Consider the following 22,189-nt stretch of genomic DNA (forward strand, 5'->3'; position numbering starts at 1 on the left):
GGTCGGCGCAGGTCAGGTGCGTGACGCCGACTCCGACGCGCCCGCGAGCCGGGCGATGCGCGCTCGCGCGTTGCGCTCGCTCGGCGACATCCGGCCGAACCTGCGAACCCCGATCGCGAGCACCGCACGGGTGAGCGTGATCGCCGGCCACCACGGCCGCCTGAGGCCGAGCAGGTCGCGCTCGCGGGCGCCGAGCGAGGCGACGGCGCCGCCGAACAGGATCGGGTAGATCCGGCCGACCACTCCGGGCAGTCCCGGGCGCCGGAGGAACCGCACGGCCTCGGCGACCCGCTCGTCGGGCCGGGCGTCGCCGAGGAAGCCGTCGAGCTCGGCGCGCAGACCGGCGAGCGAGGTCGGCGGTTCGCGCACGCCCATGAGACGGCCGACCTCCGCCCACTCGCGCACGTACGCGTCGGCCCCACCCGGGATCGGCCCGCCCCACCGTTCGTGCGCGCCGATGAAGGCCTCGGTGAACGCGTCGTGCACCCAGCGCAGCAGGTCCTCGTCATTGGCGGCGTACGGGCGCAGCTCGCCGCGCGCGTCGACGTAGGTGCCGGTCACGCGCTCGTGCAGGCGCGACACGGCGGCGCAGGCGGCCGCCGCGGCCCGCCGGTCGCCGAACGTCGTCGTCGCGACCCAGCGCACCGTGCCGTCGAGCCGTCCGAGCGGATCCTCGCGATAGCGGGAGTGGTCGTGCACGCCGGCCATCGCCCCGGGATGCAGGGTCTGCAGGAGGAGCGCCCGGATGCCCGCGACGAGCGTCGGGAGGGCCCCGTTGACCGCCCACACGGCGCTGCCCGGCCCGAAGAGCCCGGCGTCCTCGCCCTCGGCGAGCGCCCGCGTCCACGCCGGGGGTTCCTCGTCGCGACGCCGCAGGGGGCTCCAGCGCGGGCGCCCCGCGTCGGCTCCGGCGCCCCGACCTGCCTCTGCCATGCTTTCGACGGTAAGCGCTCATGCCGTCGGCGCACCTGCGGATCCGCTGCGAAAGGCCCTACTGTCGAACGACGGGAGGACCACCGGGCGCGGCGGAGGGATCGGCATGACCGGAGGCTGGCTGGTCGTCGCGGGCCTTCTCGCCCTCATCGGCGGCGCAGAACTGCTCGTCCGCGGCGGCACGCGCCTCGCGGCCCGGCTCGGCGTCTCGCCCATGGTGATCGGCGTGACCGTCGTCTCGCTCGGCACGAGCGCGCCCGAGCTCGCGATCGGCATCGATGCGGCCGCGCAGGGCACCGGCTCGCTCGCGCTCGGCAACATCGTCGGCACGAACACGCTGAACGTGCTGCTCATCCTCGGCATCGCCGCGCTCATCAGGCCGCTCACGCTCAGGTCCCACGCGATCAGGCTCGACCTGCCGGCGATGGTCGCCGCCGCCGTCACGCTGCTGCTGCTCTGCGCCGACGGCGTCGTGACGCCCTTCGACGGCGCCCTGCTCATCGTGCTCGGCGTCGTCTACACGGCGATCATCGTCCGCGCGGCGCACCGCGAGGGCCTCGCCGCCCGAGCCGAGTTCGCGCGCGAGTTCGGCGAGCCGCGCGCCCCGGTCGCGGCAGCGCGCACCCGCGCCGTCCGAGACGCGATCGAGCTCGCGGTGGGCGTCGTCATCGTGGTCCTCGGGGCCGACTGGCTCGTCGACGGCGCCGTCACGCTGGCCGAGGGGTTCGGGGTCCCGGTCTCGGTGATCGGCCTCACGATCGTCGCGATCGGCACGTCGTCGCCCGAGCTCGTGACGGCGATCGTCGCGACCATCCGACGCGAGCGCGACATCGCCGTCGGCAACCTGCTCGGCAGCAGCGTGTTCAACATCTTGTTCATCTTCGGGGTGACGAGCCTCATCCCCGAGGGCGGCATCGACGTCGACCAGGGGATCCTCACGGTCGACCTGCCGGTCATGGTCGCGGCGACCCTCGCGTGCATCCCGGTCTTCCTCACCGGACGGCGGATGCAGCGGATCGAGGGCGGGCTGTTCGTCGTCGCGTACCTGGCCTACCTGACGAGCCTGCTCGTGCTCCGGGCCTGACGGGATCCGCCTGCGCGCAGCGCGGGCTGGTCGGTCGCCTCGGTCACGGCACGGTCACGACCTGCTGCGAGTCAGCCGAGCGGATGACGCGGGGCGGCCGCTTCGCGTCTAGCGTGCGGTGCATGGCACGAACGACACGTCGGGCGCCTCGACCGGGTCCGGCCGGTGCGGGAGTCCCCGGCATGGTCGCCCCCGGCGGCGTGGTCCCGGGGGCGCACGCGGTGCCCGTCGATGCGCGGGCGACCGGCGCCCCCTCCGTGCTCGTCCGCGCCCCGCGGCATCCGTGGTTCTCGGCCGCGCGCCGGATCCTGCTGGTCGCCGCCGTCGCGTTCGTGCTCGGCGGACTCACCTCGTGGGGTCAGCTCCTGCTGCCGCCCGAGACGGCGTCGCTGGCGAACTCGGCCGGCGGCTGGACGATCCCGACCGCGATCCTCGTCCTGTTGCTCGCACGCGGGTACCCCGAGGCCGCGATCGCGGGCGGTGCGGGCTTCATCGCGCTCACGCTCGGCTACGGCGTGGCATCCGGATGGCGCGGCATCGCGTTCGACCCCACGACCTGGGCGATCGTGGGAGCGTTCGCCGGGCCCGTGATCGGGTGTGCGGCGCACGCGCTCCGGCGCCGGGGCATGCAGCTCGCGCTCGGCACGTCGGTGCTCGCCGGCGTGCTCATCGGCGAGGGGATCTACGGGCTCACGGTCGTGGCCGACACGACGAGCCCGGCGTGGTGGTGGATGCAGGTCGCGACCGGCGCGATCGTGCTCGTGGTCGGCGCGCTGCGCGTGCGGCCGTGGGGGCTGGTGCTGGTGGCGCTCACGGGCACGGTGCTCGTCGCGGGCCTGTTCTGGTCGGCGTTCGTGCTGCTGCCGATCCTCGTGTTCCGCGGGTGAGCCTCGGGGGCTCGCGGGGTGCGGCATCGGCGATGATGGATCACATGACGCGCACCGCTCCTCCGGCCCGACCGCGCGTGCTCGGCGCGGTCGTCGACGACGAGACGCGTTGCGTGCACTATCGCACCGAGCTCGACATCGTCGCGATCCGCTTCGCGTGCTGCGGCGAGTACTACCCGTGCCATCTCTGCCATGCCGAATCGGCCGGGCATCCGGCTCGGCAGTGGCCGCTCGCCGAGCGCGGGGCACGGGCCGTCCTCTGCGGCGCCTGCGGTGCCGAGCTGCCCATCGCGACCTACCTCGAGGTCGAGGCGTGCCCCGAGTGCGCCGCCGCCTTCAACCCCGGCTGCCGGCTGCACACGCACCTGTACTTCGAGACCGAGGGCTGACGGGCCGTGCCGACCGAGCCGGAGCCCGAACGGCGGGCCTAGGCCGACAGGAATTCGATCGCCGCGCGACGGAACTCGCGCGACCCCGGCGCGTTGAAGTGGTGGCGGTCCGGGATCTCGGCGAACGACCCGCTCGGCGTGGCCGCGGCGAGTGCGCGCGACTGCTCGATGATCGCGTCCTCGGTGCCGGTCGCGAAGAGGATCGGCTGCGGCGGGGGGTTCGTCGGGTCGGGGTCGGCGTCGCCGGCGCGCATCCCCTCGGCGAGCGCGACGAGCGCGAGCAGGTCGTTGCCCGCGACGCGCTCGGCGAGCGTCACGTAGTTGCGGGTGACCGGGTCGTCGACGGGCGTGCCGCGCTCGGCGTACGCGCGCGCCTGCTCGATCTGCATCCGCGCGAGCGGCCGGCCGTCGGGGATGCCGCCGAGCACCGCACGCTCGATCCGCTGGGGCACCTGCACGGCGGCCTGCCAGCCGACCCGGGCGCCGAGCGAGTACCCGACGTAGCGCACGGTGTCGACGAGGTAGGTGTCGAGCACCGTCACGAGGTCGCCGACGAACGCGTCCATCCCGTAGGCGGATGCCTCGTGCGGCGTGTCGCTGGCCCCGTGACCGCGCTGGTCGACGCCGAGCACCCGGTAGCCGGCGCGCAGCAGGTCGCGGATCCAGCCCGTGCTCGCCCAGTTGTCGCGGCAGCTCGAGGCGAAGCCGTGCACGCACAGCACGGTCGGCGCATCCTCCTCACCCCACGAGTAGGTCGCGATCCGACGCCCCTCGCCCGACATGACGAACTGCGGCGCGGGCATGTCGGTCAGGGCGGGGAACGCGGCATCCATGTCGGCCATTCTGCCGCGCCGACGCCGTCGTGGGCTCGCCCTCAGTCGCGCGGCGGTCCGGCGGGTCCCTCCGGGACGGTCGGCTGTTGGCGGTGCTGCCGCGCGTACTCGCGCAGGACCGCGGCGGTGTCGCCGGCGGACGGCATGAACCGATCGCGGAGCACGTCGGCGAAGTCGTCGATCGCCTCCTCGAGCATCTGCCCGCTGTTGCGGACGGTCCGGTCCGACGAGCTCCGGGCGAGCCGGGCCAGGTGCAGTGCGTAGGGCAGTTGCGCGGCGAGCGACGCCGTCGCCTCTGACTCGGTGAAGTAGTACGACTCGGAGTTCTGCCACACGTCGACACGGGACTGCGCGAGATCGGCGGTCAGGGAATCGAGCAGGCCGGTCGAGCTCGCCGACTCCATGTTGAGGAGGTGTCCGGCCGTGTCGGCGCGCTGGATGAGCGCGATGCGGAGCGCGAGGGTGCGGCGCCGCCCCAGGTCGGGGTAGAGCTGGAGGAACCAGGCGACCGCGGCGGTGAGCAGGGCGAAGCCGATCAGCCCCTGGAACGGCGCGAAGACGCGCAGCCACGGGTCGGTCGGGTAGACGTCGCCGAGTCCGAGCGTCGACATGTTCACGACGGAGAAGTACAGCGCCTCGATGATCGGCGGGTACGACTCCGGGTCGATCCCCTCGTTGTAGGCGAAGCCGTCGGGAACGAACGGCAGGTAGACGAGGGCCCAGCCGGTGATCTGCAGGAGGGCCCACACCGTCACGACCGCCACGGCGGCGATCGGCCCCGCGACCGTGCGCCCTCGTCGTCCGAACCGCGAGGTCAGGGCCCAGGTCGAGCTCGCCGCGACGTGGGAGAGCCGCCCGCGACCGGTCGGATGCAGCACCGTGTGGAAGACCTCGTTGAGGCCCATGCCGATGAGGACCACTCCGGCGACGACCGACACCACGCTCACGCGCCCATGCTACGAGGGCGCCGCAGCCGACGTCGTCGCGCATCGCGACGGGCGACGGGTCAGCCCTGGAAGTCCTCCGGGTCGACGTCCTCGAGGAACTTCTTGAACTCCTCGAGCTTCTCCTCGTCCTCGCTGTCGTGGTGCTCGACCATCTCGGCGGGGATGCCGGCGTCATCCATCACGGCCTCCGCCACGAACACCGGCGCATCCACGCGCACGGCCATGCCGATCGCATCCGACGGCCGCGAGTCGATCACGAGAGGGCCCGTCGGTGTGACGAGCGTCAGTTCGGCGTAGAACGTCCCCTCCTCGATGCGGGTCACGTCGATGCGCTCGATGCTGCCGCCCACGGCTTCGATGAGGGTGACCATCAGGTCGTGCGTCAGCGGACGCGGGGCGTGGTCGCCGCCCAGCGCGATCAGGATGGACGTCGCCTCCTGCTCGCCGATCCAGATCGGCAGCACGCGCCCTTCGGCCGCCTCCTCGCCGAGCGGCTTCAGCAGCACGATGTGCTGCCGGGCCGCGTCGAGCGCGATCCCGAGGACGCGGACCTGGACCATGGCGACTCCCGTCTGCGGGTCGGGGCGTGGTCCTGCCATGGTACGTCCGGGGGCGTCGGGCCACCGGCGGAAGGTCCCGTCGCGGAGCCCGCCGACCGTGCGGTCGGCCTTCGGCGAGCGGGCGGTCAGGAAGCCCGGCCGCCCAGGTCGCCGAACAGGAAGTCGCTGCCCTCCACGTCGCTCCGACGGGCGACCTCCGACGGATCGGCCTCGGCTCCGCCGGTCCGTCGGACCTGGTCCGCGGCCGCGAGCTCCGCGGCATCCGGATCGACGCGGACGCTCGGCGCCTCGGCGGCGAGGCGCTTGCGCGCCTCCCGCTCGACGAGCACGGGGACGAAGTCGCGGACCGGTCGACCGTCGAACCGGTGGTGCTCCTCGTCGACGATCGCGTGGACGTGATCCTCGGCGAGGGAGGGGAAGCGCTCCAGCAGGCGGGCGACGACGTGCTCGACGGCCTGCTGTTCATCGGCTTCAGTGGTCATGGATGCAGTGTGCGCCGTCGAGTCGCCCTGTGCAAGCGCAGGGAATCGCGACCGAGACTTCTTGTGAACGTGCGTTCACGCGAACGCGCCGACCTGCTGCAGTAATCTGCGCTGATGGACACGCCGGGAGCGACGCCGACCGCTGCAACGGACGTCCGCCGAGTCAGGCCGAAGGACCGGCGCGAGCAGATCGCGCGGGCGGCGCTCGGAGTTCGCGACCGCGGACGGCAGGGCCGCGCATCCGATGTCACGATGTGAAGACCCGTTCACCTCGCGTGCATGCGCCGCGCGGCAGGCTCAGGGCCGGGTCATGCGATGAGGAACCGCGCGATCAGCCCGTCGCGGAGGTCGAAGGTGAAGGTGCCGGGACCGTTGTAGCCCTCGCCCGACACGGTGACCGTCAGCAGGTACTGTTCCGGCATCCGCCCGGCCCTGATGCCGTGCACGTCGAAGTGGGACTGCTTGCCGATGTTGTCGGTCTCGTTCCAGCTCGCGACGCCGTCGCGGCCGTGGAACTCCCGCCCCCAGTCGTTGAGGTAGGCGTCCTCGGTGAAGGCGGCGACGAACCCCGCGGAGTCACCGGCGTTGGTGGTGTCGACGAACGCCCGGATGGCGTCGGGCATGGCGGTGTCGGACATGGGCACACCCTACGCCGACGACCGCGGCCGCGGCATCCGTTCGGACGCCGCGGCCGCAGCCGGTTCGGGTCGGGCCGGATCAGCTCGGCGCGACGGCCGTCATTGTGCTGAAGTTGGACCCGCCGCCACCGGGCTTGTAGTTCTTCTCGACGTTGCCCGCGGCGTCGACGGAGAACCACTTGACCACGGTGCCCGCGGGCACGGTCACCGTCTCGCCGGCCTCGCGGATGCCCGCCGACGCGTACAGCGTCGAGGCGAACGTCGGCTTGGACCCGTCGATCGTGTAGAACACCGATGCGGGCTCCGACGTCTCGAACACGAGGTCGACCATCCCCGCCTCGGCGCTCGCCGAGACCACCATCGAGCTCGACGGTCGCTGCGAGTCCTTGTCGAAGTCGTACGCCACGCGCATGAGTTCGACGAGGCCGTTCGCGAATTCCTGCGACTCGGCATGGGCCGAGGCCCCGGACGGGTTCGCGCTCTCGAACGGCGGCTGGAACTGCGTGCCGACCTCGAAGTTCCAGGCGTAGATCCCGTACTTGTACCAGAGCATGTCACCGGAGTTCCCGGCCGCCGAGTACAGCACGTCGGAGACGGGGCCCGTGCGCGCCGGCGTCACCGACATGCCGCGGTACCGCTTGATCTCGGACAGGATCCGCGACGAGGCGCCCCAGAAGTAGGCCTCGTCCTCGACCGTCGGACGCGGCGCCGAGATGCGTCCCGGCGTGATGTACGCACCGGGCGACCACATGAAGTAGTTGCCCGAGCTGTGCAGGTTCATCGAGAACTCGATGTTCGGGTTCTCGGCCGCGATCCAGTCGATGTTGGCGCTCTCCGGCTCGCTCAGCTCGCTCGGGCCGGCGTACGTGCTGCTCGTGCACGAGGTCGACGCGCCGTTGTACCCGTCGAAGAGGCTGTAGGTGTCGTAGTTGCGGTTGTTGTCGACGCCCCAGCTGTCCCTCGCGAGGAAGTCGGCGCTGCCCGTCCGCTCGCAGTGGTTGAACATGTTCTTGCGCTGCGAGTTGAAGTCGTAGAACGAGTAGTGACCGCCATCCGGGTTGACCGACGGCACGATCCAGATGTCGAGGTTGTTCACGAGGCGCTTGGTCTCGGCATCCTGCGCGTAGTTGCGCAGCATGCGTTCCGCGGTCTCGACGGCGACGAGCGGCGGCACCCATTCGCGCGCGTGCTCCTGCGCATAGGCGAGCACGCCGGGCTTGGAGCCGTCGCGGACCTTGCCGATGCGGATCGCGTACACGGGGTGCGGGTCGCGCGAGACGGTCTCGGGTGCCGACAGGTCGTCGGTGAGGTCCGCCGCGGCGGGAGCGACGACGCCCGACCCGGCGTTGCCGCGGTACGTGTACGCGACGACGAGGGCGGATGCCGCGGGCGAGGCGTTGATCGCCGCGACGACCTGCGCCGCGGTGCTCGTGACCACGCCGGAGGAGTCCGTCGCGAGCGACACCGTGATCTCGTCGCCGGAGACGGCGACCGAGAGCGGCGAGTTCGGCGCACCGGGATCGACCGTCACGATGCTGAGGTCGTTGCCGCCCTCGTGGCCCCAGGCGATCGAGTCGACCGCGACGCGGGTGCTGCTGCCGGAACCGAGCACGGCCTGCGCGAGGCGCCGGTAGCCGTTGGTCTTGTGCGGCAGCTCGACGATCTCCGAGATCTGCGGGAACTCGGCGGCCAGGTCCTTGATGCGGTCGTAGAGCTCCGTCGGCGTCAGGTACGACGTGATGAAGTCGGACTGGTAGTTCGGCCCGTACGCATCGTCGCCGTCGATCGGCAGCCAGTCGTTCACCTTCGCCGTGGCGACGTCGCCGGTCGGGCTGACGATGCGGATGGTGTCGGGTCGCGTCTCGACGACGGCGGCACCCCGGTGGTAGAGGTAGACGCCCGCGTCGACGAAGCGGCTGATGTTCTGCGTGCCGCCCGATCCGAGGTCGGTGCCGGCTCCGCTGTCGCGCTCCACCGTCAGCTGCGACGAGTTCGTCTGGCCGTCGGCCCACTTGGCCTCGACGGAGAGGTAGCCGACGCCGAACGAGGTGTAGTAGTCGGCGCGGATGATCTTGACGTCGGAGACGTCGGCGGCCTCCGCTGCCTCGGCGAACTCCGCGTTCGCGGCGACGGCCTCGGCGATCGTCGCGTCGCGCTCGGCGAGCACCTCGGCGGTGTCGTCCTCGTCGTGGAGGGATGTGCCGACCGCGAACCCGCGAGCGCGCAGCGCCTCCGCCTCGTCGTCGCTGATCACGGCGTGAGCCGTGATCGTGCCGTCGGGGTTCGCGTGCGCGGCGTGGTCGAGGTCGACGCCGGTGTCGACCAGGCGGTCGAGCTCCGCAGTGTCGGCGACGATCACCTCGACGACGGCGACCTCGTCACCGGCGTTCCGGACGAGGTCGGGCACCGGTTCGGTGCCGCTCGCCGGACTGATGGGCGTCATGCTGGTGAGGATGAGCCCGGCGAGCGCGGCGAATGCCGCCGACCCTCCGAGCACCCTGCGTCTGGTCGTGGACATCGATGTCTTCCCCCTCGTTGCGGTGACCCTGAGATGGAGCCTGCGCCGGAGGGGTTCGCATGTCTCGTCGCCGTCCCCGCGTCCCGGCCGGCCGACCCGGGCCGCGGGTGCGGACCGGGCCGAGCGTGGGCTCTGTCTATCGGTCAGGCAACTTTCGCGTCAACAATGTCAAAAGTAGTCGGGACGAATTGCACGTTCAGCGGATGCCACGGCGGACGATCGGCGCGGACCCGCAGCCGGTTCCCGATCGGGACGCGGCGCCGCGGACGTCGGTGGCCCCTGCCAGACTCGAGGCATGAGCGGCTCCATCGGCACGCCGGGCGGCACGCCCGATCGACCGGCACTGTTCTTCTCCGGCCCCGCCGAATTCCGGGCCTGGCTCGAGGCCAATCACGAGACCGAGACCGAACTCTGGATGGGCCTGTACAAGAAGGGCGCGCCCGAACGCGGGCTCACCTGGGAGGAGGCGGTGCCCGAGGCGCTCTGCTTCGGCTGGATCGATTCGGTGTCGCAGCGCATCGACGACGTCGCTCGGCGCCAGCGGTGGACCCCGCGCAAGCCGAAGAGCAACTGGTCGGCGGTGAACATCGCGCACGTCGAACGCCTCACCGCCGAGGGGCGCATGCGGCCGGCGGGCGTCGCGGCGTACGAGCGCCGCAGCGACGACCGCTCGGCGATCTACTCGTTCGAGAACCCCGAGGGAGCGCTCCCGCCCGAGTTCACGGCCGTGCTCGAGGCGGATGCCGCGGCATCCGCGTTCTGGCAGGCGGCGACGCCGAGCTACCGGAAGATCGTCGTCCACTGGGTGCTGTCGGCGAAGCAGGAGGCCACGCGAGAACGACGGATGTCGCAGCTCCTCGAGCACAGCGCGACCGGTCGGCTCGTGCCGTTCCAGCAGTACGGCGCGACGCCCAAGTGGGTCGAGAAGGCGGCAGCGGCGGCCCGGGCGGCGGCCGGAGCAGGCGGCGGCGCGCCCGAGCCCTCCTGAGCTCAGCCCGTACGCGGGCTCAGGTCGTCGGCCCCTGTCCGATGCTCAGCCAGCCGTCGGGCCCCTGGTCCGCACGGTCGACCGATCCGGACGCGTCCGAGCCGGTGGCATCCCGCATCGACTGCAGGCGCCGCTCGACCTCGGCCTGCGCCGTGATCGCCGCGAGCTGCCGCTCGATGTCGGCGTCGGGCGCCGCCGTCAGGTCCTTGAGCACGCCGCTCGAGAGCAGCTCGTCGGTGGCCGCGGCCCGCGCCTGCATCTGGGCGACCCGGTCACGGGCGCGGTCGAGGCTCGTGCCGATGTCGTCGATGTTGGCGCTGAGGCCCGCGACCGCCTCATTGGCGCGCACCTGCGCGGCCGAGGCGGTGTAGGTGGCCTTGATCGTCTCCTTCTCGACCCGGAACGCCGCGATCTGGTCGGTCAGCCGCCGCTCCCGTTCCTGGAGCTGCGACGCCTGCTTCTCGAGCGAGGTGTACTGCGCCTGCAGCTTCGCGACCTCTCCCTCGAGCAGCGCGCGTCGCTCGAGCGCCGCGCGCGCGAGGTCCTCGTGGCCCTGCGACAGCGCATCCCTGGCCTGCGCGCCGAGCCGCTGGTACCGGCCGCCCATCTCCTGCCCCTGAAGCTCGATGCGCTTCTTCGCGGTCGCCACCTCGGCGACGGCGCGCCGCACCTCGTGCAGCAGCTTGACCTGCTGGTCGTAACTGTCGTCGAGGGTGTCGCGCGGGTCCTCGATCCGGTCGAGGGCCTTGGTGGTCTTGCTCCGGAAGATGGTGCGCATCCGGGAGGCGTTGTCGCTCATGGTCGGTTCCCCTTGTCTCGAACGGGTGAGCTGTCGGTCACGGGCGAGGTCGCTCGCACCGTGGGGGTCGTGGGCCGCCGGATCGGTTCGGCGGCGAGGTCGCGCAGGCTCAGCGCGTGGAGCTCCTCCACACCGGCGTTCAGCGCGGCGACTTCCCGGTCGACATCCGCGCGCAGCCCGGTGAGGCCGTCGTCGCTCGCTCCGGCGAGGGCGGAGGCGACGGCCGAGCGGATGCGCCGGACCAGCGCCTCGACCTGGCGGACGCGCTCCTCGGCCGCCGGGAGCTCGGTGGTGAGCACGGACCGGTCGATCTCGCTCTCCATCAGGCGGAGCTGCGCGTCGAGTGACGCGCCCGCTTCGCGGATCCGCCGGAAGATGCCCGGAAGCTCGCCGCGCGGACCCCCGCCCTGCCCGGCGAGGTCGACGGCGGCCTGCCCGCTCGCGATCGCATCGTCGAGCCGCACCCGCAGGTCGAGGATCGTGCGCTGCGGCCCTCGACTCACCTTGGCGCGACCCCGCATGAGCGCACCGTCGACGCGGCGGCTGTGCCGGATGCGACGGTAGACGTGCCGCACGACGAGCACCAGCGTGACGAAGCACGCGATCCCGAAGAGCACGATGATGCCGAGCGCCGCGAGCACGACCTCGAGGCCGCTCATGTCCGGCTCCCCGTCAGGTCCACGCGGAATCCTCCGCGGTCATCCGAGTCCATGCGCCGCCCCTCCCCGTCGCGTCGTCGCTGCGGACATCACGCCGACGACGACGCGATATAACGTGTCTCGACGCGATATATCGCAATCTACGCCAGGTCGGCCGGAAACGGCAGGGGTCGGTGCGAATTCGCAGTGTGCGCGCAGGCGCGCAGGCGGCCCGGCCTCGCGCCGCCCTCTGGCGGCCATGGCCTCGCGGTGCCACCATGGCCGACATGGCCGCCCAGACCGTGGACGAGTACATCGCGTCGTTCCCCGACGACGTCGCCGATCGTCTCCGCCGGGTGCGCGCCGCGATCGTCGCCGAGGTCCCGCCGCCGGTCGAGGAGAAGATGCGCTACGGCATCGCCGCGGTCATGCTCGGCGGCCGCTACGCGCTGCACTACGCCGGCTGGAAGCACCACATCGGCCTGTACCCGGTACCGAGGCTGCCCGAGCCGCTCGAGTCGGAGGTCGCGTCGCTGCGCACCGGCAAGGATTCGGTGAACCTCCCGAACGCGGCCGATCTGCCCGTCGAACTCATCGGGCGGGTCGCCGCCGCGATCGTGGCGCGGCGTGCCCCCGCGGGCGACTGAGCCGCGGGCGCGCCGCCGGCGGGTCCGCCCGAGCCCCGGCCGCCCCGCACGTCGGCGTGCGGCTCAGGAGCCGTCGTCGGCGTCGGGGTCGATCCCGCGCTCGGCGAGCATCCGCCGGTAGTCCAGGATCTTGGCTCGGATCACCTCGCGGGCGGCGACCATCTGGGCGATCTGCTCGTCGAGCGAGTGCACGTGCTGCTCCATCAGGTCGAGCCGCTGCCCCTCGTTGCCGTCGCCGGCGCGAACCAGGTCCGAGTACTTGCGGATCTCCGACACGGGCATGCCCGATTCCCGGAGCCGCGCCAGCAGTCGCAGCCACCGCACCGCGTCCTCGCCGTAGACGCGGCGACCGGTGGAGGTGCGCGGCACGTCGGCCGGGAAGAGCCCCTGCGATTCGTACCACCGCAGCGTGTGCACGGTCATCCCGGAGCGGTCGGCGAGCTCGCCGATGGTGTAGGTGCGTTCTGCGGTCGTCGCGCCGATGGACATCGCGCCTCCTTGACTTCGAGTGCGCTCGAGATCCTAGCCTCGGGACATGGTCACCACACAGGACATGATCGCCCGCCAGCAGCCGCTCGAGACCGCCTTCGGATACCGGACCACCGCGGCCGAGGTCATCGCCGGGCACGACCTCGCCGGGAAGCGCGCGATCGTCACCGGCGGCTACTCCGGGCTCGGCCTCGAGACCGTGAAGGCACTCGCCGACGCCGGCGTGTCCGTGCTCGTGCCGGCACGTCGCCCCGAAGCGGCATCCGCAGCCCTGGCCGACGTCCCCGGCGTCGAGGTCCGGCCGATGGACCTCGGCGACCTCGACTCGGTCGCGGCCCTCACCGCCTCCGTCCGCGAGGACGGCGCGCCGATCGACCTCGTGATCAACGTCGCGGGCGTCATGGCGTCGCCCCACCAGCGCACCCCGCAGGGCTGGGAATGGCAGTTCGGAACCAACCACCTCGGCCACTTCGCGCTCGTCGGCGGCGTCGCCGACCTGCTCGTCGACGGCGCGCGCGTCGTCTCGTACTCGTCGACCGCCCATTACCGCTCGCCCGTGCGGTTCGACGACATCGACTTCGAGAGCACTCCCTACGACCCGTGGATCGCGTACGGCCAGTCCAAGACGGCCAACGCCCTCTTCGCCGTCGGGCTCGACGCCCGCGGCGGCGCGCGCGGCATCCACGCCTACTCGGCGCATCCGGGCGGCATCATGACCGACCTGCAGCGCCACATGCCGCGTGAGGAACTGCTGGCCCGCCAGTGGATCGATGAGGACGGCAATCCGAATCCGCTCTTCAAGACGCCCGCCGAGGGCGCCTCGACGGGCCTCTGGGCCGCGACCGCGCCCGAACTCCTGACGCGCGGCGGCGTCTACTGCGAGGACTGCTCGTTGAAGGGCGTCGTGCCGCCCGACCACGCGGACCTGCGGACGGGCGGCGTCAAGGAATGGGCCATCGACGTGCCGTCGGCCGAGCGTCTCTGGGAGCTCTCGGTGGCCGCGACGGGGCTGGACCCGCTGGGCTGAGTCGGACGGTCGGAGTGGACAGCGTGGCGAACTGTTGATCGGGTGATCACCATCGTGGCGACGGTGGTCGCGCCAGGCGTCACGTAGGGTCTCCCCGCTCGATCAATGGCGACGACAGGAACCACCATGACCACCTCTGCACTCACGGCACGCCCGACGAAACTGCGGCGTTCGCTCGGCCTCTGGGCCATCGTCGGCCTCGGCCTCGGCTACATGACGCCCATGACCGTGTTCGACACCTTCGGCTACGTGTCCGACGAGAGCGGCGGCGTCGTGCCGCTCGCGTACACGTTCGCCCTCGTCGTGATGCTGTTCACCGCGATCAGCTACGGCCGCATGACGCGGGTCTACCCGTCGGCCGGTTCCGCGTACACGTACGCCTCCGAGACGATCCACCCGAACGCGGGCTTCCTCGTCGGCTGGACGGCCCTCCTCGACTACCTGCTGCTGCCGCTCGTCAACGCGCTCCTCGTGCGCCAGTACCTCGAGTCGTTCTTCCCCGAGGTGCCGGGCTGGATCTGGGTCGTCGGGTACGTCGCCCTCATCACGATGCTCAACCTGTGGAGCATCTCGTCGACCTCGCGCGTGAACGGCACGCTCGTCGTGTTCCAGGTCGTACTCATGGCCGTCTTCGTCCTCCTCGCATTCGGCGCGCTCCAGCAGGGTGCGGGCAACGGCACCGCGTTCAGCATCGAGCCGCTCTACCACGCCAACGTGCAGATCGCGACGGTCATCAGCGCCGCGACGATCGTCTGCTTCTCGTTCATCGGATTCGACGCCATCACGATGTACACCGAGGAGGCGAAGGACGCCAACACCGTGCCGAAGGCGATCGTCCTCTCGCTCGTCATCGGCGGCGTGATCTTCTTCACCGCCGGATGGTTCGCCCAGTCGCTGTTCCCGGTCACCGAGGGCTTCACCGAGGGCACCGCCCTCCCCGAGATCGCCTACTCGGTCGGCGGCATGCTCTTCCAGATCTTCTTCGTCTCGGCGGCGATCGCCGCGGCGGCCGCATCGAGCCTGTCGTCGCACGCCAGCGTCTCGCGCATGATCTACGTCATGGGCCGCAACGGCGACGGCCCGCTCGCTCGTCGCCTGTCGTACGTGCACCCGAAGTTCCGCACCCCGGCCGTCGCCGTCGTCCTCGTCGGCGTCGTCTCCCTCGGCGCGGCGATCGCCGACCTCGACTTCATCTTCTCGATGATCAACTTCGGCGCGCTGATCGCATTCACGGTCGTGAACCTCGCGGTCATCCTGCACTTCGCCGTCCGCCGGCGCGAGGTGAAGACGGCCCGGCAGGTCCTGCGGAACATCGTGCTGCCCGCGATCGGCGTGGTGCTGACGGTCGTGCTCTGGCTCAACGTGAGCGCCGACGCCATGACCTACGGCCTCATCTGGCTCGCGATCGGCTTCGTCGCGCTGCTCGTCATGACGCGGGCGTTCCGCCGCCGGCTCCGCATGTCGGTGCAGGAGGACGAGGTCATCGCCGAGGGCGCCGAAGGCGAGGACGCCCTGCTCGAGGACGACCGCGAGCGCCTGCACGCCGCCGAGTAGCCCACCCGCGCACAGGGGCCGAGGCGCCGTCCGGATTCCGATCCGGGCGGCGCCTCCGCATGCGGCGCGGAGCGTCGCGACCGGTCAGCGCCGGGGCGTCCAGCCCGGCGGCAGTGGACCGTCGGCCATCGCGCGCTCGAGGTCGGCCTGCGCCGACCAGCCCTGCGCGGCATCCGTCGCATCGAACCCGCCCCGAGCGACCCGGAACCCGACGTCGTCGTGGTGCATGCGCGGCGCTCCCCCGCGGCGCACCGACGCCCGCACGCTCCAGGCGTCGTCGGCGAACCCGCCGCCGCGGAACACCCGGTACTCGTCGTAGCGGGCCGGATCGAGCAGGTCCCAGCACCACTCCCACACGTTGCCGAGCGTGTCGAACAGGCCGTTGAGGTTCGGCAGCTTGCCGCCGATGTCCTGCGGGGCGGTGACCCCGTCGGCACTCGTCCACGCGATCTCGTCGAGCGGGCCGTAGTGCGGCGTCGTCGAACCGGCCCGACAGGCGAACTCCCACTCGGCCTCGGTCGGCAGCCGGAAGCCGTCGGCGTCGACGTGCCAGGCGACTTCCTCCCCGTCGAAGGCGTACGCCGGGTCGAGCCCCTCCCACTCCGACGCGGCGTTGCAGAACCGGATGGCGCGGAGCCAGCTCACCCCGGTGGCGGGTCGGCGCGGGTGCGTGGCCGTCTCCCCCAGCATCTCGGCGAGCTGCTCCTGCGTGACCGGGTACACGCCGATCTCGAACGGCTCGAGCTCGACGCTCCACCGCAGCTTCCGGCGGGCGTCGTGCATCGCGACGGTGCCGCCGTCGATGCGCGCGAGCTCGATGTCGGCGGTCATCGGGGCAGTCTTTCACGCCCCGCTCGGATGCCGGCGGCCGAGTGCCGGCGCGGACGCCGTGAGCCCCATGGCCGTTGCGCTCTCAGCCGCGCGGCGCCATCGCGCTGATCAGCTCGTAGGCGACGTGGGACGCCGCGACCGCCGTGAGCTGCGCATGGTCGTACGCCGGCGCGACCTCGACGACGTCGGCCCCGACGATGCGCTTGTCGGCGAGCGCCCGCAGGATGCGCAGCAGCTCACGGCTCGTGAGGCCACCCGCCTCGGGCGTTCCGGTGCCGGGCGCGTGCGCGGGGTCGAGCACGTCGATGTCGATCGAGATGTAGAGCGGCACGTCGCCGATCCGCGTGCGGATGCGCTCGATCACGGCGGCGACGCCGTGCTCCTCGATGTCCTCGCTCGTCGCGATCGCGAAGCCGAGCCGCTCGTCGTCGGCGAGGTCCTCGACGCCGTAGAGCGGGCCGCGCGTACCGACGTGCATGCTGGCGGTCAGGTCGATGAGGCCCTCCTCCGACGCGCGGCGGAACGGCGTGCCGTGCGTCACGGGGGCCCCGAAGTACGTGTCCCAGGTGTCGAGGTGCGCGTCGAAGTGGAGCACCGCGACCGGGCCGTGCTTCGCATGCACCGCGCGGAGCAGCGGCAGCGCGATCGTGTGGTCGCCGCCGATGACGACCAGGCGGTCGGCGCGGTCGTCGAGCGCCCGGGCGCCGGCCTCGACGTCGGCGACGGCCTCGTCGATGTCGAACGGGTTGACGGCGAGGTCGCCGGCATCCGCCACCTGCTGGGTCGCGAACGGGGAGACGTCCTGTGCGGGGTTGTACGGACGGAGCAGCCGGGACGCCTCGCGCACGTGCGCCGGGCCGAAGCGCGCACCCGGCCGGTAGCTCACCCCGCTGTCGAACGGCACGCCGACGACCGCGATGTCGGCTCGCGGCACGTCCTCCAGGCGCGGGAGGCGCGCGAACGTGGCGATGCCCGCGAAGCGCGGGACGCGACTCGCGTCGACGGGTCCGATGGGTGCTGAGGCGGGTCTGCCGGCCGGGGCGGATGCCGCGGCATCCGGGTGCTCGGGGTTCGAGTTGTTCATCTCGAGTCCTTTCGAAGTGCGGGAGTCGGCGGTCTGCTGAGCGCGTCCGGTCAGTCGCGCGGTTGCCGGACGTGCACGAGCCGGACGCCGCCCGCGGCGATCGCCTCGCGGATCGCGCCCTCGAGCTCAGCGGCGTCGTCGACGCGCCGGCCGGTCGCGCCGAAGGCCGTCGCGAGCGCGGCCCAATCGGGCTGGGCGAGGTCGACGCCGACCGGGCGGATGCCGCGGTCCACCTCGTTCTGCCTGATCTCGGCGTAGCCGCCGTTGTCGACGCACACGACGGTGAGGTCGAGGCGCTGCTCGACCGCGGTCATGAGCTCGTTGACGGCGAACATGAGCGCGCCGTCGCCGAGCACGGCGACCACCGGGCGGTCCGCGGCGGCGACGCGCGCGCCGATCGCGGCGGGCAGGCCGTATCCGAGCGTCGCGTAGGTCGGCGTGTACAGGAGGGCGTGCGGGCCCGAACGGAGGAGCACGCTGGCGAGCGCGAGGTAGACGATCTGCGAGGAGTCCCCGGCGACGATCGCGTCGTCGGGCAGCGCGTCGGCGATGCGCTCGGCGAGCGCGACGTCGGCGGGCGCGGTCGTCCGCACCTCGTCGGCGATCGCACGACGGGCGCCGGCCAGGTCGCGCTGCGGTCGCGGCTCGGCCGGCAGCGCGGCGAGCAGCGCGCCGACCACCGCGGCGGTGTCGCCGACGATGCCGACGGTCGCCTCGAGGTTCTTGTGCACCTGTGCCGTCGAACGGTCGATGCGGATGACCCGGCCGCGCGCCTCGAGCCGGGGCGCCCACAGCTCGGCCTCGCCGAGCTTGGAGCCGAGGACGACGAGCACGTCGGCCGACTCGGCGACCTCGCGCGCGGCGGCGAGCCGCAGGTTCGAGCCGAGCGAGAGCGGGTGGTGCTCGTCGAGCACGCCCTTGCCGTTGAGCGTGGTGAGCACCGGAGCGCCGAGGCGTTCGGCGAGCGCGGTCACCTCGCGCACGGCGCGCGTCGCACCGCCGCCGGCGACGATGACGGGCGATTCGGCTCCCGCGAGCAGCTCGGCGGCGGCACGGACGGCCTCGGCGTCCCCGCGGGCCGGCGCCGGGGCGGATCTGGCCGTCCGCGCGTCGGCGGGCACGTCGGCCGGCGCCTCGAGCACGTCGAGCGGGATCTCGATGTGCACCGGCCGCGGACGCCCGGTGCGGAACAGCTCGAACGCGTCGTGCACGGCCTCGACGGCCTCCGCGGCGCTGCGCACACGGCGCGACCACTCCGCGATGGCGGCGACCATGGCCGAGGCGTCCTTCGTCTCGTGCAGCGTTCCGACGTCGCGGAACTCGTCGCCGAGCGGCACGCCCGGCGAGAGCACGATGAGCGGCCTCGACTCGCAGAACGCCGTGCCGATGGCGCTCATCGCGTTCTGCAGCCCCGGCCCCGACGTGGTGATGACGACCCCTGGCAGCCCCGTCTGCTGCGCCCACCCGTCGGCGCCGTAGCCCGAGCCCTGCTCATGGCGGTTGGTGACCGCGTGGATGCCGAGGTCGGCGAGCGGCCGGTAGAACTCGAGGTTGTGCGTGCCGGGGATGCCGAAGATCGTGGTGACCCCGTAGGCGCGGATGGTCTCGAGGACCGCCCGCCCGGCGGTGTCGGCGTACCGCTCGGCCGTGTCGTCGCGTGCATCGTCCATGATCGTGATCGTCTCGCTCATGCCGGGACCGCCTCCATCAGCGCCGCCGTCGGTGCGTCGTCCAGCACGTGGCGCGGTTCGCCGCCGACCCAGGTCTGCAGGACGCGGATCTCGGCGATCCGCTCGGGCGCCACCGCGAGCGGGTCGTCGGCGAGCACGGCGAAGTCGGCGTACTTGCCGACCTCGAGCGAGCCGAGGTCGTCCTCGCGCCCGAGCGAGACGGCCCCCTCGTAGGTGTGCGCGCGCAGGGCGGCGAGCGCCGAGATGCGCAGGTCGTCGGGGCCCAGCGACTTGCCGCGGCGCGTCACCCGGGTCACGGCGGCCTGGACGGCCTCGAGCGGGATCGGGTCGGCGACGGGTGCGTCCGACGAGATCGTCATCGGCACGCCGGCCCGTTCGAACTCGCCGAGCGGGTTGAACCGCTCGCCCGGGGTGCCGATCGCGTCCTCGACGCCCTCGCCCCAGTTGAAGTAGTGCTGCGGCTGGTTCACCGGGCGGATGCCGGCGGCCGCCATCCGCTCGATCTGCTCGGGGGTCGGCAGCCCGCAGTGCTCGATGCGGTGTCGGGCGTCCCCGTCGGGCCGCTCCGCGAGGGCGGCCTCGATCGCCGAGACGACCATCTCGATCGCGGTCGGCGACTGCGCGTGCGTCGCGGTCTGCAGGCCGGCGGCGTGCGCCTTCCGGATCAGCTCCGCGTAGGCGGCGGGCTCGTGGTAGAGCTGCCCGGTGCGGCAGGGGTCGCCCACGTACCCGTCGGGGAAGTACGCGGTCCAGCCGCCGAGCGTGCCGTCGGCGTAGAACTTGATGCCCGCGAAGCTGAGGTGGGCGTTGCCGAACTGGCCGACGAGGCCCATCTCGAGCGCGTCGTCGAGGAGGTGCGAGAGCAGGTACATCGACACCCGCAGTTCGAGCCGCCCGGCCTCGGCGAGCCGCAGGTACATGTCGAACTCGCGGCGCGACACCTGGGCGTCGCCGATCGTGGTGACCCCGCCGGCGAGGAACCGCTGGGTCGCGACGTCGAGCTGTCGCAGGTGCTCCTCGGGCTCGTCGGCGAGGTGGAAGTTCGGGCCGTGATGGCCGACGTCGACTCCGTGGACGCCCGTGAGGATGTTGCACGCGGCATCCGACAGCTCGCCCGTGAGTTCGCCGTCGGCGTCGCGGAAGAACTCGCCCCCGGGCGGGTTCGGCGTGTCGCGGTCGACGCCGTTGACCTCGAACGTGGTGGAGTTCACGACGCCGCCGTGCCCCGACGCGTTCATGAGGTACACCTCGCGGTCGGTGGCGACCTCGTCGAGCTCGAACCGGGTCGGATGCCGCTGCTCGACGAGGTTGCGGTGCTCGTAGCCGTAGCCGCGGACCGGGCGCCCCGCCGGCAGGTCGGCCGCAGCAGCCTTCAGGAGGGCCACGATCTCGGGGATGCTCGCCGCCTTCGCCGGCCCGCAGTCGACCCAGGTCATCATCTGCCCGTACATGAGCGGATGCGCGTGGGCGTCGACGAACCCGGGCACCACGACCGCGTCGCCGAGGTCGACGCGCTCCGGCGTCAGGCCTGCGGCATCGGCCGCGGCCTCGCAGTCGGCCGTCGAGCCGATCGCGAGGATGCGTCCGCGGTCGAGCAGCATCGCGCCGGCCGTCGTCGACGCGTCGTCGACGGCGTGGATGGCGCGGGCCGTGATGATCCGGGGTCCGGTCTGGTCGGGCCGGTCGAAGGCGGCGAGTTTCCTCATGGCTGGCGGATCCCCGTGGTCTCGGTGCGGGCGGTGAACGACGCCGTCGCGGGTGCCTCGTCGGAGTGCTGCGGCGCGAGCCTCGTGCAGATCGCGGCGAGCACGGCCATGCCGGTGAACATCGCGATGACCGACCAGACGTCGCCCGTCCAGGCGATGAGCTGCGTCGCGAACCAGGGCGAGAACCCGGCCCAGATCGCCGCGCCGACGCCGTACGAGAGTGCGATCGAGGTGTACCGCGCCTGCGGCCGGAACATCTGCGCGAGGATCGCGGCGATCGGGGCGTAGGTGGCGCTCATCGCGATGCGCACGAGCGAGGCGAGGAGGAAGATGAGCGGCTCCACGCGGCCGGGCAGGATCAGCATGAACGGCGCGAACGTCAGCACCGAGGTCAGGAGGCCGAGGTACATGACGTTCTTCCGGCCCCACTTGTCGCCGAGCCAGGCGACCGGCAGGGTCACGACGAACTCGATGAAGGAGGCGATCGTCATCGCATCGAGGATGACCTGCGCGTCGATCGAGATCGGCTCGCCCGTGGCGTACGCGGTGGCGAAGGTCGTGGCGAGGTAGTAGCCGCCCGTCGAGATCGGGAGCAGGCCGATGCCGAGGAGGATCGGCTTCCAGTTGTTGCGGAGGGCGAACGCGAGCGGCATGGACTGCTTCCGGCCCTCGATCTTCTGCTCGAACACGGGCGACTCCTCGACCCGGTACCGCACCCAGAGGCCGACGCCGATGAGGACGATCGAGAGCAGGAACGGGATGCGCCATCCGCCGTTGATGATGAAGTCGTCGCCGAAGCGCGTCATGATCGCGAAGACGCCCGAGGCGAGCAGCGCGCCGGCGGGGTTGCCGAGCTGCGTGAAGCCGCCGTAGAAGGTCTTGGACTTCTCGGGCGCGTGCTCGACGCTCATCAGCACCGCACCGCCCCACTCACCGCCGACGGCGAGGCCCTGGAGCGCCCGGAGCAGGATCAGCAGGATCGGCGCCATGACGCCGATGGTCTCGTAGGTCGGGAGGCAGCCGACGAGAACGGTGGCGGCACCCATGAGCAGCAGCGTGATCACGAGCGAGACGCGGCGGCCGAGCTTGTCGCCGATGTGGCCGAAGAGGATGCCGCCGAACGGGCGGACGAGGAAGGCGATGGCGAACGTGGCGAACGCAGCGGCGGTCTCGGCGAGCGGGTCGTCGCTCGGGAAGAACAGGGGGCCGAAGACGAGCGCCGCGGCGGTGGCGTAGACGTAGAAGTCGTACCACTCGATCGTGGTGCCGACGAATGCCGCGAGGCCGGCTCGCCTGGCCCTGCTGTGCGTTGTGGTCATGACCGCTCCTTTGCGGGTGGGTGTGGGGTGCCGGTCGGCTGGGCCGACTCGGCGAGGCGACGCGTTGGATGCTACGAGCGGACGGCGGGCGCGGCAAGCGCGGAACTCCAGCGGACCGTGTCATCCGCTGGCGTTCTGTTCTCGA

22 protein-coding genes are annotated in these 22,189 nt (G+C 72.0%); 7 read left to right on the forward strand and 15 right to left on the reverse strand.

Features of this window, described 5'->3' with window-relative positions; all coding sequences use genetic code 11:
* Positions 1-12 precede the first annotated feature (12 nt).
* Positions 13-933: an oxygenase MpaB family protein gene (locus ACSJD1_RS06305; RefSeq protein ID WP_438854457.1), complete on the reverse strand. Its 921-nt coding sequence runs from the start codon at positions 931-933 to the stop codon at positions 13-15.
* A gap of 106 nt (positions 934-1,039) precedes the next feature.
* Between ACSJD1_RS06305 and ACSJD1_RS06310 the strand changes: the two genes are divergently transcribed.
* From ACSJD1_RS06310 to ACSJD1_RS06320, 3 genes are all read left to right on the forward strand, one after another.
* The gene (locus ACSJD1_RS06310) at positions 1,040-2,017 is read left to right on the forward strand and encodes a calcium/sodium antiporter (RefSeq protein ID WP_438854458.1); all 978 of its coding nucleotides are present in this window, start codon (positions 1,040-1,042) and stop codon (positions 2,015-2,017) included.
* A 122-nt stretch (positions 2,018-2,139) separates the two neighbouring features.
* The gene (locus ACSJD1_RS06315) at positions 2,140-2,904 is read left to right on the forward strand and encodes a DUF6518 family protein (RefSeq protein WP_438854459.1); all 765 of its coding nucleotides are present in this window, start codon (positions 2,140-2,142) and stop codon (positions 2,902-2,904) included.
* A gap of 44 nt (positions 2,905-2,948) precedes the next feature.
* The gene (locus ACSJD1_RS06320; RefSeq protein WP_438854460.1) at positions 2,949-3,293 is read left to right on the forward strand and encodes a CHY zinc finger protein; all 345 of its coding nucleotides are present in this window, start codon (positions 2,949-2,951) and stop codon (positions 3,291-3,293) included.
* A 38-nt stretch (positions 3,294-3,331) separates the two neighbouring features.
* Here the strand turns inward: ACSJD1_RS06320 and ACSJD1_RS06325 are convergent, their stop codons facing one another.
* The 6 genes from ACSJD1_RS06325 to ACSJD1_RS06350 form a co-directional block, all read right to left on the reverse strand.
* A complete protein-coding gene (locus tag ACSJD1_RS06325; protein ID WP_438854461.1) occupies positions 3,332-4,126 on the reverse strand; it encodes an alpha/beta fold hydrolase in 795 nt (264 codons plus the stop codon).
* Positions 4,127-4,167: 41 nt separating this feature from the next.
* A complete protein-coding gene (locus ACSJD1_RS06330) occupies positions 4,168-5,073 on the reverse strand; it encodes a potassium channel family protein (protein ID WP_438854462.1) in 906 nt (301 codons plus the stop codon).
* A 59-nt stretch (positions 5,074-5,132) separates the two neighbouring features.
* A complete protein-coding gene (locus tag ACSJD1_RS06335) occupies positions 5,133-5,672 on the reverse strand; it encodes a bifunctional nuclease family protein (protein WP_438854463.1) in 540 nt (179 codons plus the stop codon).
* Positions 5,673-5,758: 86 nt separating this feature from the next.
* The gene (locus ACSJD1_RS06340) at positions 5,759-6,115 is read right to left on the reverse strand and encodes a three-helix bundle dimerization domain-containing protein (protein WP_438854464.1); all 357 of its coding nucleotides are present in this window, start codon (positions 6,113-6,115) and stop codon (positions 5,759-5,761) included.
* Between the two features lie 308 nt (positions 6,116-6,423).
* Positions 6,424-6,753: a nuclear transport factor 2 family protein gene (locus tag ACSJD1_RS06345; protein WP_438854465.1), complete on the reverse strand. Its 330-nt coding sequence runs from the start codon at positions 6,751-6,753 to the stop codon at positions 6,424-6,426.
* Between the two features lie 79 nt (positions 6,754-6,832).
* On the reverse strand, positions 6,833-9,271 hold the full coding sequence (locus ACSJD1_RS06350) for a M14 family metallopeptidase (protein WP_438854466.1): 2,439 nt from the start codon (positions 9,269-9,271) through the stop codon (positions 6,833-6,835).
* Between the two features lie 295 nt (positions 9,272-9,566).
* On the opposite strand from ACSJD1_RS06350, the gene ACSJD1_RS06355 reads away from it, so the two are divergent.
* Positions 9,567-10,259: a YdeI/OmpD-associated family protein gene (locus ACSJD1_RS06355; protein WP_438854467.1), complete on the forward strand. Its 693-nt coding sequence runs from the start codon at positions 9,567-9,569 to the stop codon at positions 10,257-10,259.
* A 19-nt stretch (positions 10,260-10,278) separates the two neighbouring features.
* Here ACSJD1_RS06355 and ACSJD1_RS06360 read toward each other — a convergent pair whose 3' ends face one another.
* Both ACSJD1_RS06360 and ACSJD1_RS06365 read right to left on the reverse strand, forming a co-directional pair.
* The gene (locus ACSJD1_RS06360) at positions 10,279-11,058 is read right to left on the reverse strand and encodes a PspA/IM30 family protein (protein ID WP_438854468.1); all 780 of its coding nucleotides are present in this window, start codon (positions 11,056-11,058) and stop codon (positions 10,279-10,281) included.
* Positions 11,055-11,717 carry a hypothetical protein gene (locus ACSJD1_RS06365; RefSeq protein WP_438854469.1) on the reverse strand — a complete coding sequence of 221 codons (663 nt, stop codon included), beginning with the start codon at positions 11,715-11,717 and terminating at the stop codon, positions 11,055-11,057. Before ACSJD1_RS06365 ends, ACSJD1_RS06360 begins: the two co-directional genes overlap by 4 nt.
* Before the next feature lie 266 nt (positions 11,718-11,983).
* Between ACSJD1_RS06365 and ACSJD1_RS06370 the strand changes: the two genes are divergently transcribed.
* Complete coding sequence (locus ACSJD1_RS06370; protein ID WP_438854470.1) at positions 11,984-12,343, forward strand: iron chaperone; 360 nt, start codon at positions 11,984-11,986, stop codon at positions 12,341-12,343.
* Positions 12,344-12,406: 63 nt separating this feature from the next.
* On the opposite strand, the gene ACSJD1_RS06375 is transcribed toward ACSJD1_RS06370, so the two are convergent.
* Positions 12,407-12,832: a MerR family transcriptional regulator gene (locus tag ACSJD1_RS06375; protein WP_438854471.1), complete on the reverse strand. Its 426-nt coding sequence runs from the start codon at positions 12,830-12,832 to the stop codon at positions 12,407-12,409.
* 46 nt (positions 12,833-12,878) lie between these two features.
* On the opposite strand from ACSJD1_RS06375, the gene ACSJD1_RS06380 reads away from it, so the two are divergent.
* Positions 12,879-13,859 carry an oxidoreductase gene (locus ACSJD1_RS06380; protein WP_438854472.1) on the forward strand — a complete coding sequence of 327 codons (981 nt, stop codon included), beginning with the start codon at positions 12,879-12,881 and terminating at the stop codon, positions 13,857-13,859.
* A gap of 126 nt (positions 13,860-13,985) precedes the next feature.
* Positions 13,986-15,413 carry an APC family permease gene (locus tag ACSJD1_RS06385; RefSeq protein ID WP_438854473.1) on the forward strand — a complete coding sequence of 476 codons (1,428 nt, stop codon included), beginning with the start codon at positions 13,986-13,988 and terminating at the stop codon, positions 15,411-15,413.
* An 84-nt stretch (positions 15,414-15,497) separates the two neighbouring features.
* Here the strand turns inward: ACSJD1_RS06385 and ACSJD1_RS06390 are convergent, their stop codons facing one another.
* The 5 genes from ACSJD1_RS06390 to ACSJD1_RS06410 form a co-directional block, all read right to left on the reverse strand.
* Positions 15,498-16,244 carry a formylglycine-generating enzyme family protein gene (locus ACSJD1_RS06390; RefSeq protein WP_438854474.1) on the reverse strand — a complete coding sequence of 249 codons (747 nt, stop codon included), beginning with the start codon at positions 16,242-16,244 and terminating at the stop codon, positions 15,498-15,500.
* Between the two features lie 82 nt (positions 16,245-16,326).
* The gene (gene speB / locus ACSJD1_RS06395) at positions 16,327-17,328 is read right to left on the reverse strand and encodes an agmatinase (RefSeq protein WP_438854475.1); all 1,002 of its coding nucleotides are present in this window, start codon (positions 17,326-17,328) and stop codon (positions 16,327-16,329) included.
* Between the two features lie 50 nt (positions 17,329-17,378).
* A complete protein-coding gene (locus tag ACSJD1_RS06400) occupies positions 17,379-19,019 on the reverse strand; it encodes a thiamine pyrophosphate-binding protein (RefSeq protein WP_438854476.1) in 1,641 nt (546 codons plus the stop codon).
* Positions 19,016-20,725, reverse strand: coding sequence for an amidohydrolase (locus tag ACSJD1_RS06405; RefSeq protein WP_438854477.1), 1,710 nt, complete (start codon positions 20,723-20,725; stop codon positions 19,016-19,018). Before ACSJD1_RS06405 ends, ACSJD1_RS06400 begins: the two co-directional genes overlap by 4 nt.
* On the reverse strand, positions 20,722-22,044 hold the full coding sequence (locus tag ACSJD1_RS06410; RefSeq protein ID WP_438854478.1) for an MFS transporter: 1,323 nt from the start codon (positions 22,042-22,044) through the stop codon (positions 20,722-20,724). The genes ACSJD1_RS06405 and ACSJD1_RS06410 overlap by 4 nt, the downstream gene beginning before the upstream one ends.
* Between the last annotated feature and the right edge of the window lie 145 nt (positions 22,045-22,189).

It is taken from the genome of Agromyces excoecariae, assembly GCF_051715505.1.
Lineage (GTDB): Bacteria > Actinomycetota > Actinomycetes > Actinomycetales > Microbacteriaceae > Agromyces.

Coding starts and splice junctions, on each gene's coding strand:
- ACSJD1_RS06335 (WP_438854463.1), bottom strand. CDS start 5,672: ATGGCAGGACCACGCCCCGACCCGCAGACGGGAGTCGCCATGGTCCAG.
- ACSJD1_RS06360 (WP_438854468.1), bottom strand. CDS start 11,058: ATGAGCGACAACGCCTCCCGGATGCGCACCATCTTCCGGAGCAAGACC.
- ACSJD1_RS06410 (WP_438854478.1), bottom strand. CDS start 22,044: ATGACCACAACGCACAGCAGGGCCAGGCGAGCCGGCCTCGCGGCATTC.
- ACSJD1_RS06375 (WP_438854471.1), bottom strand. CDS start 12,832: ATGTCCATCGGCGCGACGACCGCAGAACGCACCTACACCATCGGCGAG.
- ACSJD1_RS06325 (WP_438854461.1), bottom strand. CDS start 4,126: ATGGATGCCGCGTTCCCCGCCCTGACCGACATGCCCGCGCCGCAGTTC.
- ACSJD1_RS06365 (WP_438854469.1), bottom strand. CDS start 11,717: ATGAGCGGCCTCGAGGTCGTGCTCGCGGCGCTCGGCATCATCGTGCTC.
- ACSJD1_RS06320 (WP_438854460.1), top strand. CDS start 2,949: ATGACGCGCACCGCTCCTCCGGCCCGACCGCGCGTGCTCGGCGCGGTC.
- ACSJD1_RS06385 (WP_438854473.1), top strand. CDS start 13,986: ATGACCACCTCTGCACTCACGGCACGCCCGACGAAACTGCGGCGTTCG.
- ACSJD1_RS06315 (WP_438854459.1), top strand. CDS start 2,140: ATGGCACGAACGACACGTCGGGCGCCTCGACCGGGTCCGGCCGGTGCG.
- ACSJD1_RS06355 (WP_438854467.1), top strand. CDS start 9,567: ATGAGCGGCTCCATCGGCACGCCGGGCGGCACGCCCGATCGACCGGCA.
- ACSJD1_RS06350 (WP_438854466.1), bottom strand. CDS start 9,271: ATGTCCACGACCAGACGCAGGGTGCTCGGAGGGTCGGCGGCATTCGCC.
- ACSJD1_RS06310 (WP_438854458.1), top strand. CDS start 1,040: ATGACCGGAGGCTGGCTGGTCGTCGCGGGCCTTCTCGCCCTCATCGGC.
- speB (WP_438854475.1), bottom strand. CDS start 17,328: ATGAACAACTCGAACCCCGAGCACCCGGATGCCGCGGCATCCGCCCCG.
- ACSJD1_RS06345 (WP_438854465.1), bottom strand. CDS start 6,753: ATGTCCGACACCGCCATGCCCGACGCCATCCGGGCGTTCGTCGACACC.
- ACSJD1_RS06390 (WP_438854474.1), bottom strand. CDS start 16,244: ATGACCGCCGACATCGAGCTCGCGCGCATCGACGGCGGCACCGTCGCG.
- ACSJD1_RS06405 (WP_438854477.1), bottom strand. CDS start 20,725: ATGAGGAAACTCGCCGCCTTCGACCGGCCCGACCAGACCGGACCCCGG.
- ACSJD1_RS06370 (WP_438854470.1), top strand. CDS start 11,984: ATGGCCGCCCAGACCGTGGACGAGTACATCGCGTCGTTCCCCGACGAC.
- ACSJD1_RS06400 (WP_438854476.1), bottom strand. CDS start 19,019: ATGAGCGAGACGATCACGATCATGGACGATGCACGCGACGACACGGCC.
- ACSJD1_RS06305 (WP_438854457.1), bottom strand. CDS start 933: ATGGCAGAGGCAGGTCGGGGCGCCGGAGCCGACGCGGGGCGCCCGCGC.
- ACSJD1_RS06380 (WP_438854472.1), top strand. CDS start 12,879: ATGGTCACCACACAGGACATGATCGCCCGCCAGCAGCCGCTCGAGACC.
- ACSJD1_RS06340 (WP_438854464.1), bottom strand. CDS start 6,115: ATGACCACTGAAGCCGATGAACAGCAGGCCGTCGAGCACGTCGTCGCC.